The sequence below is a fragment of the Pseudoalteromonas sp. K222D genome, from assembly GCF_017653575.1.
GTDB lineage: Bacteria > Pseudomonadota > Gammaproteobacteria > Enterobacterales > Alteromonadaceae > Pseudoalteromonas > Pseudoalteromonas nigrifaciens.
On record NZ_JAGGDL010000013.1, the window covers coordinates 30,386 to 41,831 of the forward strand.

The following is an 11,446-nucleotide window of genomic DNA, read 5'->3' on the forward strand; positions in this document are numbered from 1 at the left end:
TTTAGCTATGAAAAAAATAACAATCGCAACGCTTGCACTTTGCATGGCAACTTTAATGGGTTGCTCGTCAAGTGATGACGAAGAAGAACTGGTTCTGCCTGAAATAGCCAACCAGTTCGAAACTAATATTGTATGGCAAGAATCAATTGGTAATGGTGTAGAGCATTATTTTTCACGCTTATCACCTGCTGTATATAAAGATACCGTATACGTTGCTAACCGCGAAGGCCAAGTAAAAGCACTTAAGCTAGAAAATGGCGATACGCTATGGAAAAGCGATGTGCGCCAAGATGTATCGTTTTGGCCATGGGCCGATAACGATAGTGCAAAATTATCGGGCGGAATATTACAAGCTTATGGTAAAATATATTTAGGTTCGGAGCATGGCTATGTTATTGCTCTAGATCGTGAAACTGGTGAAGAAGTTTGGCGTAAAAACGTACCCGGTGAAGCACTTTCAAAACCAGCTGCCGGTGACGGTTTGGTATTTGTAAATTTAGCTTCGGGTAAGTTATTAGCCCTTCATCCTGATACGGGTGAAGAACGCTGGCGCTTTGAGCAAGAAGTACCTGCGCTAACCTTACGTGGACAAAGCGCGCCTACTGTTGCAAATGGTGGTGTATTAGTTGGCCTGGAAACCGGCAAATTAAGCGTATTAATTTCAGACAGTGGTTACTCTGCATGGAGTGCCGAAATTGCAGTTGCTAAAGGTGCTTCAGAGTTTGAGCGTCTAGTTGATGTAGACACACAACCACTTATTAGCGGCCCATACGCTTATGCTATTGCTTATAATGGTAACCTAGCGGCAGTTGATATTCGTTCTGGTAATATTGTATGGAAACGTGAATACAGCAGTTACCGCGATATTGCCATGGATGCACAAAGTATTTATGTAGTAGATAGCAACGGTGTTATTTACGCATTGGATAAAGATTCAGGTATTGAACGTTGGAGCCAACCCGCTCTACGTGGTTGGTATTTAACAGGCCCTGCAGTTGCAGGTGAATATTTAGCGTTAGGTGATCAAGAAGGTAACCTACATTGGCTAAATAAAGTCACTGGCGAGCTAGTATCTCGTGAAGACTTTGACAGTTCAGGCTTTTTTGTTGAGCCTGTTGTTGCCAACGATAAACTGATTTTATATACCCGAGATGGGGAAGTTAGTGCGGTACAAATACCAAACTAACTTATGATTATTAGTATAACCCACTAATAGTTAATTATTTTTTGTAAGGCTTCGCAACGCGAAGCCTTTTGTTGTTTTTTAAAGAGGTAGTTTATGCTTCCCGTGATCGCTCTAGTGGGGCGACCCAATGTGGGCAAATCCACATTATTTAACCGTTTAACACGTACTCGTGACGCGCTCGTAGCCGATTTTCCAGGTTTAACTCGTGATAGAAAATATGGCCAAGCAAATTACGATGGCTATGAATTTATCGTGGTAGACACGGGCGGTATTGATGGTTCTGAAGAAGGCATTGAAATCGAAATGGCTGATCAGTCTCTGCTCGCCATTGAAGAAGCCGATATAGTACTGTTTTTAGTTGATGCCCGTGTAGGTATGACAGTAGCTGACCAAGCCATTGCTAATCACTTGCGCAAGCAAGAGAAAAAATGCTTTGTGGTTGCTAACAAAACCGACGGTATTGACGCCGATTCAAACTGCGCTGAGTTCTATCAATTATCGCTGGGCGAAATTCATCATATTGCTGCATCACATGGCCGTGGTATTACGTTATTACTTGAGCAAACGCTACAGCCTTTAATTGCTGAATTAGCGGCGCTTGATGAAGACGTAAGTAACGATGATGAAGAGCTTATCGATTTATACCAAGAAGACAGTGAAGATGACTCTCATCAAGCATTTGCAGACAAACCTGTAAAGCTAGCCATTATTGGTCGTCCTAACGTAGGCAAGTCAACACTTACCAACCGTATACTCGGTGAAGAACGTGTAATTGTTTACGATATGCCAGGCACAACCCGCGATTCTATTTATATTCCGATGACCCGTAACGACAAAGAATATATTTTAATCGACACAGCTGGTGTGCGTAAGCGTAAAAAAGTAAGCGACGTGGTTGAAAAGTTCTCCGTGATTAAAACCCTACAAGCAATTGAAGACTGTAACGTAGTGTTATTAGTCGTTGATGCTCGTGCGGGTATTTCTGATCAAGATTTAAGCTTATTAGGTTTTGCACTTAACTCTGGCCGTTCACTGGTTATTGCGGTGAACAAATGGGATGGCTTAGACGATTATGTTAAAGATCGTATTAAATCAGAACTAGATCGTCGCTTAGGCTTTATCGACTTTGCCCGCCTGCACTTTATATCGGCATTACACGGTACTGGCGTAGGTCATTTATTTGAGTCGGTAGACGAAGCGTACGAATCAGCTACTAAGCGTATAAGCACCGCAATGTTACGTCGTATTATGGACATGGCACAAGCAGATCATCAGCCGCCACTTGTTCGTGGTCGCCGTGTTAAGCTTAAATATGCGCATGCCGGTGGTTATAACCCACCACGTATCGTTATTCATGGTAACCAAGTTCATGATTTACCTGATAGCTATAAACGCTACCTAATGAACTACTACCGTAAAGCACTGAAAATTATGGGCACACCTATCAAAATCGAATTTAGAGAAGGTGATAACCCATTTGCCGGACGTGTTAATAAAATAACACTATCGCAAAAACGTAAAATTCGTGCGTTTAGTAAAGAAAACCGTAACAAATAGGTACTAGGTACTAAAATATTAAATGGCGTACATTAAATGTACGCCATTTTTTTGTTTAAAATAAAGTATTACGCAACCGCTTTATGAATAAGCCCAACTAACGGTTCGGGTAATGTTACATTACCAGCGAGCACAAAATCGCGTGCCTCTACTGACATTTTTTGCCACGTGCGACGAATAATGCCAAGCCATTTTTGTTCATCATAATCTGGTTTGGTACTGGTAAAGGCCAACATATAATGTTCAATAAACACCAAACTTGCAATATCCTCCACTAACTGACTGTCTGGGTTGCGTTTAATATCTTGCTTAGCTACCGCGGCATAAACCCGTTGTTGCTGTGCTTCGTTAAAGCCAACTTGTTGCATCAACTCAATTACTCTTGAAGCATGAAATATATAAAGTGCACTACGCCACTGATGATACCCCTGCTTATTCATAGCAAAGTTACTACGCGGCGACTGCCAGCGCTCAATATGCTGGCCGCGTACTGCTATTTGCATAAGCTCATCGGCATTAGGGTTAAAACGCGCTAACATTTCGCTCATACGAGTTGCGTATAAACTTTCTTTTGGCAGGCTCTGAGCATTATATATTTCAGTATTAGGGTCTTGGCTATTTGCTTGATCAATTAAGGTTATTACTTGGTCAAGCATTGTTTTATTAGGTGCGCTATTTAGCATGGTACTTATATTCAACTTGAGTTTACTTTACACCATTCTAAGCCGCTCAAAACGAATAAGCGAGTACTGAACGTTAACCGCACTAACTAAGTGTTATCTATAAACAGCACGTGTTAACCTTGAACGATAAAAATTAACTCGCTAAAACGAGATAAACATGTTCGAAAAAAGTTTTTTAGCTATTTGCTTAACCCTAGTTTCGCTGCCAAGTATGGCTGATAACAATGCCGATTTAAAAAATATAATTGATAAACATTGGCAACACGCCCAAGCCGAAAAAATATTTTTTCGTACCGATCCCGACGGCTGGAAACCCAATGGCAAGTTAGCTAATTGGACCGAGCACGCTATTGCTCAGCGTCAACAGTACAATGATGCCGTGCTCGACAATCTAAAAAACATTGATCCTAGCAAGCTCAGCGACGCGCAGTTAATGAATTACCGATTATTTAAATATGAACGAGAAACCGAGCAACAAAGCTATCTATTTCAGGATAAGTATTTTCCAGTAAACTTTTTAAGCGGCTGGCATACCTACTTTGCTGAAGCACCGGCCAATATGGCATTTTTAACTGCTAATGATTATGATCACTTTTTAGTCAGCCTTGCCGACTACCCTCGTTTTAATCAAGAAAACATTAACTTGATGAAAGCAGGGATTAAAAATGGTTATACGCACGACTGTAAAACCTTTGAAAATTACAGCAGTAGCATTAGCGCTCATATCGTTAAAAAACCTGAGAACAGCGCCTTATACGAGCCCTTTACCCGTATTCCGAGTACGTTTAGTGCAGAGCAAAAAGCCACATATCAAAACAAAGCAAAAGCTTTAATTAGCTCAAAAGTAGTACCCGCTTATCAGCATTTTTACGACTTTTTTGAAAACGATTACATGCCTAATTGCAGAGCCGAGCCTGGTATTTCAAGTGTTAAAGATGGCCTTGATTACTACAAATATACGGTAAATTATTACACCACCACCAATGCCACGCCAAAACAAATACACGAACTTGGCTTAAAGGAAGTCGCACGTATAAAAACGCAAATGCAAAACATCATTGATAAAGTGGGCTTTGATGGCACTTACGCTGAGTTTTTAGAGTTTTTAGCGAACGACAAGCAATTTTACGCAACAGACGCGCAAGACTTGCTCGAAAAAACCGCTTTCATTACCAAAAAAATGTATGGCAAGTTACCTACCTATTTTGGCCATTTACCGCGCAACACCTTTACCATTAAAGGCTCAGCAAGTCGCGGCGCGTTTTATATGCCACCGCCTGATAACCGCTCACCAGGTACTTATTTTTTAGCTTCAATACCTAAACTACAACCTTTATATAACCTAGAGGCACTGAGTTTACACGAAGCAATTCCTGGGCATCATTTACAAAATGCCGTTGCCATGGAGTTAAATGTACCCCAGTTTAGACGCACACTTAGCCACTCTGCATTTGGCGAAGGTTGGGGCTTGTACAGCGAACGTTTAGGCAAAGAAGCCGGATTTTATCAAGACCCTTACAGCGACTTTGGCCGTTTGGGCTACGAAATGTGGCGCGCAGTGCGTTTAGTGGTTGATACCGGTATTCATGCCTTTGGCTGGAGCCGCCAAAAGGCTATTGACTACTTGGCAGATCACACAGCCTTGCCGCAAAGTGCGGTTGAGGATCAAATAGATCGTTATATTTCTTGGCCAGGCCAAGCACTGTCTTACAAAATGGGCGAGCTAAAAATACGTGAACTGCGCGCAAAAGCCGAAAAAGAGCTAGGTACTAAGTTTGATATACGCCAGTTTCACGACACTGTTATCGGCCAAGGTTCACTGCCAATGGCGGTGTTAGAAGCGGTAATAAATGAATGGATTGCACAGCAAAAGTCCGTTATTTGATGTCGGTGGCGCTGAACATTACTCAGCGCCTTTAACCTGCAAGCTCACTCGATTATTAAGGTAGGTTTTTTGTAAGATCTTGCGCAAGTGTGCCCGCTGGTTTTTCAACCATACGTGTTAGTTCTTTGCCATTTTGGCTAACTATAATAGTAGGTGTGTATTGTAAATTATGAGCCTGTGCTACGCCGCTAGCATCTTGCTTGTTGTACCCTACGGCTACAAATTTAATACTCTCTAATTGTACTTTCGACTGTTCAAGCAGTTTAATTAAACGCGGAACTTCGCGCGCGCTATCATGGCACCAAGTACCAAATAATACGGTTAACTCCTTCCCCTTTAATTTTTGTATTAGCGTAATATCTTGTTTGGTAGGGGTAAAGTTTTTATATTGCTGAGCAAAGTTATCATATTCTGCAAGTAAATCTGTCGCGCTAATACCCCCAGTATAAGGCGCTGTAGCCCCAAAAGTGGACAGTGGCAAACACAGAAAAAAGAATAAAACTAATTTTTTAAACATTAAGGCGCCTTTTTGTATTAATACTGTGAGTGTTTTATTTACTCGATTTAAGAGTATAAGTTAAGTTGATATATGGCTATTTTACAACCAAAGAAAGTCAATAGCATTACTATAATCAAGCCATTATTTATTGTTATCCATAAAAAAGTTTACTTGCGATAACTGCGTTAAATACTCTCGTCTTGCATCTTTATCTTGCGCTAATTTGTCTAAATCACCAATTAATGTAACTAACTTATTATGTGAATAATGGTTGGTATTTTTAAAATCATCTTGCTCACCAATCTCGTTTATACGCTCTTTTTTATCCATTTTGTGGCTATTTTCGTTGCTTTCAAGCCAAATGTCGTTAATAAGACGAATGTTACTTTCGTTAGTGGTTTTTTCAGTAAGTGCCATTTTTAGCTCATACTGCGATTTATCTTGGTTGTATTGATAGGTTTTTTTATCAATATCTATTTGCTGGTATTGGTCAAGCCCAACTAACTCGTTATTTTTAACGGCGGTATTAATATTGTAACTTTCTTCGCTGTCGTAATAATCGGGCCGGGTATTTTGATAGTCAAAATGGCTACTTACGTTTTTACTTTGCGTAACCCCTTTTAGCTCACCTGACTTTTGTTGCTCGGTGGCTTGGCTTAGCGCAACATTACTTTTAGGCTGATAGTCGCCTCTGTCCATGGCAAACTCAAATTTTGCATCAAAATCAGCTAACTTAGAAATACCCGCCCCTAAAGAATTTTGCGTACTGTTGCCAAGCCCTTGATAGCGAGGATCGTTCGTGATCATGTTATCGACTAAATCTGCCACCATGGCGCGACCATCACTAAACTGCTGCGTTGCTAGTGACTCTAACTTGCTATAACGCTGCGCTGCTGAGGACATGCTCGCAAATGCGCCTTTAAATAAAGCAAAGCCTTGCTGCATATTTGCATCGCCTTTTTTACCAAATGCAGACGCTTTCTCGTCGCTACTATTGTGGCGGCTATCTTCAAGGTTTTTATCTAATGAGGCAAGATACTGCTGCATTTGCTGGTTATCTTTAGCGCCTACCGTTGCCATATCTAAAGTAAAGTCGATTTTATTAGCGCCGCGATCCGATTTAAATACCAGCGCTTGCTGCTGCATACTTTCATCTATGCTATAGCTCAAATCAAGATTATTTTCAGTAGATAAAACGCTCTCACCTTCGGTCGTTGAAAAAGACACATCAAAACCAGATAACTGCTGATGATTAAAATCAGCTAAAAAGTCTAAGTTCATATCGCCTTGGTTTACCGGCACATAACGGCTGTTAGCATATTGACTGACTTTAAAAAACTCATCAGCCATTTCGCCAACACCCGCCATAACCTGCGTTAAAGCCGCATGTTCAGCCTCTGACAAATCCCCTTCTACTTCATAGCTAAGGCTAAAATTATCAGCCGTTTTACCAGCACTTTCATCATAACCTTGCGATGAGTTAAAGGTAATATTAATAATATCGCCTTCTTTGGTTTTTACTGATAATTGAAAGCGGTAGTTATCGTCATCCTCATGCTTGCTGCGATTAATACTCTCCATATAAGGGTTAAGCGCACGCTCAACACGCTGCTGACTAGAGGCTAAAAATGATGTTTGTTGATGCCCTAATTGCCCCAGGTTAAATAAAATATCACTGGTGTTGGCGTAAGCACCCTGAATATCTGTTACCGATTTATTTAAGCGTTGTATGAGCTTATCGCTATGCTCATTTTTAAGTAGCCCTTCTTGCTGACTCGTTATTACAGTACGTATAGCTAACTCTTCAGCGCTGTAGTGGTAGCTCGATATATTTGCTTTTTTTGCAGGAGTGATCAGCACCGAAAGTTGTTGTTGCAGTAATTGGGCAACTTTTTCGTCGCTAAACTGACTGAGAAAATCGGACGTTATTTTGGGTGATAGCTCTGGTGTTAACTTTGTTGCTAACTCTGTTGCTAACTCTGGTATTAATTTTGGCGCTATTTCGAGTGGGCTATGTTGCAGTTTGCTGCTAAGGGTATGGTTTGCATTATCAACTGGCAGTACTTGCTTTGTCGCTAAACTAGAGTGGTTATTTAACCCATTGTTAATCATGATCATCCTTAATCGCAAACTGCTATTAAGTATATATCGGTCGGCCAACTAAAAACTTGAGCGATTTATAACCTTGTTACTTAAATTACAAATAAAGTAACAAGGTTATCTAGGGCGTGTTGATCTTTGCGGATTAAAACTCGCTCTATTTAGGGGAGTTTAATCGCTAATTTTAGCGATTAATTGTGCCTTAACTTGGCTTATCGGTCACGGCTCCGGTAGAAGCTGAGCTTACTGTTCTGGCATATTTTGCTAGTAATCCACGGGTGTATTTTGGCGCAGGTTGTTGCCAACGTTGTTTCCTACTGGCCATTTCTTCATCAGTAATATTAAGAGTCATTTCACGGCTTTGCGCGTCAATAGTAATGCTGTCACCATTTTCTACTAGTGCAATGGCGCCGCCTTCGTAAGCTTCTGGTGTAACGTGCCCCACAACAAAACCCCTACTACCACCTGAAAAACGACCATCGGTAATAAGCGCCACATCGTTACCTAAACCTTTACCCATAATAGCTGAAGTGGGGCTTAGCATTTCACGCATACCTGGGCCACCTTTAGGACCTTCATAGCGAATTACTACAACGTCTCCGGCTACTACTTGCCCATCTATAATAGCGGCAAAACCTTGCTCTTCTGAGTCATATACTTTTGCGTTGCCGGTAAAGCGTAAACCCTCTTTACCCGTAATTTTTGACACTGCCCCTTCTGGCGCTAAGTTGCCAGCTAATATAACTAAATGACTGTCTTTTTTAATTGGCTGATCAAAAGGTAAAATAATATTTTGCCCTGCTGGGTAATCTGCTACATCGGCTAAATTTTCGGCCATGGTTTTGCCTGTCACTGTCATACAGTCACCGTGCAGCATACCGGCATCTAATAAACGCTTCATCAGTGGCTGAATGCCACCAATTTCAATCAACTCCGACATTAAATATTGACCGCTTGGGCGCAAGTCGGCAATTACTGGTGTTTTATCGCCAATACGCACAAAGTCATCCAATGTTACTTCAACGCCTACCGCATCAGCCATAGCAATTAAATGCAGCACCGCATTGGTTGAGCCGCCTAAGGTAATGATCAGCGTAATTGCATTTTCAAACGCTTTTTTGGTCATAATATCGGAAGGTTTAATGTCATGCTCTAGCAAATAAACAATCGCTTTACCCGCATCAATACAGTCTTGTTTTTTGTTTTGTGAAATAGCATTTTGCGCAGAACTATTTGGCATACTCATGCCTAAAGCTTCAATTGCTGAGGCTAACGTATTTGCCGTGTACATACCACCACACGAACCGGCCCCTGGTATGGCTGTTTTTTCAATATGTTCTAATTGCGTAATTGGAATATCGCCTGCCGCGTAGCTGCCCACCGCTTCAAATACCGAGACTATATCGGTATGATTTTCACCGGGTAAAATTGTACCGCCGTACACAAATATAGAGGGGCGGTTTAAACGTGCTAAACCCATTAAACAACCCGGCATATTTTTATCACAACCGCCAATAGCAATAATACCGTCGTGGCCCATACCCGCCGATACCGCTTCTATTGAGTCGCAAATTACTTCGCGTGATACTAAAGAATATTTCATCCCTTCGGTGCCCATAGAAATACCATCGGATACGGTAATGGTATTATAAATAACGCTTTTCGCACCGGCGCTATCTACGCCTTTACCCACTTCTTCGGCAAGTGTATTAATGTGCATATTGCACGGCGTAACCATAGACCATGTAGAGGCAATACCAACTTGAGACTTTTTAAAATCGTCATCATTAAAACCTACCGCTCGTAACATAGAACGACTAGGAGCCTGAGCGCTACCATCTACAATTTTTTGTGAATATTTACGTGGTTTTTCAGAAGTCATTTCTTACCTTACCTACTTTTTACAAGGTTTATTAATAGAACAAATTATAAAAACAAGCCCCACCTTGCATAATTAATGCGGTAGGGCTTGCTATAATAGATGGTTTTAACTTTTAAAGCAGTTAAAGTTTACAGACTTGTAATCGCTTTAAGGCAAATAGCTTTTACCCATTAAATAGCTGTCAACCTCACGCGCGCAGCGTCGACCTTCATCTATTGCCCACACAATTAAGCTTTGTCCGCGACGACTATCGCCTGCGGCAAATACGCCAGGCTTGCTTGTAGCAAACTTATCGTACTGTGCTGCAATATTAGAGCGAGCATCTTGCTCTAAACCAAATTGTGCAACAAGGCCACCTTCTGGCCCCATAAAGCCCATAGCAATCAGTACTATATCGGCAGGAATTATCTTTTCACTGCCCGCTACTTCTTGTGGCACCATTTGCCCTTTATCGTTAAGTTGCCAAGTAATATCTACAGTGTGCACAGCTTTAACATTACCTTGCCCGTCACTTTCAATTTTTTTAGTCATCACTAAATATTGACGTGGATCTTGGCCTTGTACTGCAATAGCTTCTTTTTGGCCGTAATCAACCAACAAACGTTTCGGCCATTGTGGCCAAGGATTGCTGCTCTCGTCGCGTTGCTCGGGTGGACGAGGCATAATTTCTAGCTGAATAGCACTTTTACACTGATGGCGAAGCGCAGTACCAATACAATCGGTGCCGGTATCACCGCCACCTATAACCACTACACTTTTGCCTTTCGCATTAATGAACGCTCCGTCTTGATGTTCGCTATCGAGCAAGCTTTTGGTATTGGCTGTTAAAAAGTCCATCGCAAAATGCACACCGTTAAGCTCGCGCCCTGCAACGGGTAAGTCGCGCGGTACTGTGGCACCAATACATAACACGACTGAGTCAAAGTCAGTTTCTAACTGCGCCACACTAATGTCTTTGCCTACTTCAGTATTAGTAACAAAAACAATGCCTTCTTGGGCTAAAATATCAACCCGACGTTGCACTAATTCTTTTTGTAGCTTCATGTTTGGAATACCATACATTAGCAAGCCACCAATGCGGTCGGCGCGCTCATATAGAGTAACCATATGGCCAGCTTTATTTAACTGTGCTGCAGCGGCAAGGCCCGCTGGGCCCGAACCAATTACGGCTACATTTTTACCAGTGCGAGATGCAGGTGGCTCAGCAACCACCCAACCTTGCTTAAAGGCATGATCAATAATTTCTTTTTCATGTAACTTAATAGCCACCGGATCGGCGTTAATACCCAGTACACACGCGCCCTCACAAGGGGCTGGGCATACACGCCCAGTAAACTCAGGAAAGTTATTGGTTTTATGCAATAGCTCTACTGCATCTTGCCAGCGGCCGCGATAAATTAAGTCATTCCACTCCGGTATTACATTATTTACCGGACACCCAGCTACTGCCGGTGCAAATTCTGATTTTGCCGACTGACAAAACGGCACGCCACAATCCATACAACGCGAAGCTTGCTGCTCTACATCTGCTTGTGGTATTTCTTCATATACTTCCAGCCAGTCAATTAAACGTTCACCTGCGTTACGCTCAGTTGGCAAGGCACGACCTACGTTGATAAACCCTGTTGGATTTCCCATAATATATTCTCCTTGG

At 41.8% G+C, this 11,446-nt stretch carries 8 protein-coding genes; 3 read left to right on the top strand and 5 right to left on the bottom strand.

All coding sequences use genetic code 11. The features are described 5' to 3' along the window. The first annotated feature begins 7 nt into the window (after positions 1-7). Complete coding sequence (bamB, locus tag J5X91_RS08585) at positions 8-1,186, top strand: outer membrane protein assembly factor BamB (protein ID WP_011329773.1); 1,179 nt, start codon at positions 8-10, stop codon at positions 1,184-1,186. A gap of 93 nt (positions 1,187-1,279) precedes the next feature. Beyond that, positions 1,280-2,743 carry a ribosome biogenesis GTPase Der gene (der, locus tag J5X91_RS08590; protein ID WP_011329772.1) on the top strand — a complete coding sequence of 488 codons (1,464 nt, stop codon included), beginning with the start codon at positions 1,280-1,282 and terminating at the stop codon, positions 2,741-2,743. Between the two features lie 68 nt (positions 2,744-2,811). On the opposite strand, the gene J5X91_RS08595 is transcribed toward der, so the two are convergent. Continuing rightward, positions 2,812-3,399 carry a DUF4202 domain-containing protein gene (locus J5X91_RS08595; RefSeq protein WP_208834438.1) on the bottom strand — a complete coding sequence of 196 codons (588 nt, stop codon included), beginning with the start codon at positions 3,397-3,399 and terminating at the stop codon, positions 2,812-2,814. Positions 3,400-3,583: 184 nt separating this feature from the next. Between J5X91_RS08595 and J5X91_RS08600 the strand changes: the two genes are divergently transcribed. Beyond that, entirely contained in the window at positions 3,584-5,311 is a 1,728-nt protein-coding gene (locus tag J5X91_RS08600; protein ID WP_208834411.1) for a DUF885 domain-containing protein, read from the top strand. Between the two features lie 55 nt (positions 5,312-5,366). Here the strand turns inward: J5X91_RS08600 and J5X91_RS08605 are convergent, their stop codons facing one another. The 4 genes from J5X91_RS08605 to J5X91_RS08620 form a co-directional block, all read right to left on the bottom strand. Next, complete coding sequence (locus J5X91_RS08605) at positions 5,367-5,828, bottom strand: thioredoxin family protein (protein WP_182683760.1); 462 nt, start codon at positions 5,826-5,828, stop codon at positions 5,367-5,369. Positions 5,829-5,951: 123 nt separating this feature from the next. After that, positions 5,952-7,922 carry a hypothetical protein gene (locus J5X91_RS08610; protein WP_208834412.1) on the bottom strand — a complete coding sequence of 657 codons (1,971 nt, stop codon included), beginning with the start codon at positions 7,920-7,922 and terminating at the stop codon, positions 5,952-5,954. 190 nt (positions 7,923-8,112) lie between these two features. Further along, complete coding sequence (ilvD, locus tag J5X91_RS08615) at positions 8,113-9,792, bottom strand: dihydroxy-acid dehydratase (protein WP_086998204.1); 1,680 nt, start codon at positions 9,790-9,792, stop codon at positions 8,113-8,115. 147 nt (positions 9,793-9,939) lie between these two features. After that, positions 9,940-11,430 (bottom strand): glutamate synthase subunit beta, encoded by a 1,491-nt coding sequence (locus tag J5X91_RS08620; protein ID WP_208834413.1) that lies wholly within the window; start codon positions 11,428-11,430, stop codon positions 9,940-9,942. Positions 11,431-11,446: the final 16 nt, after the last annotated feature.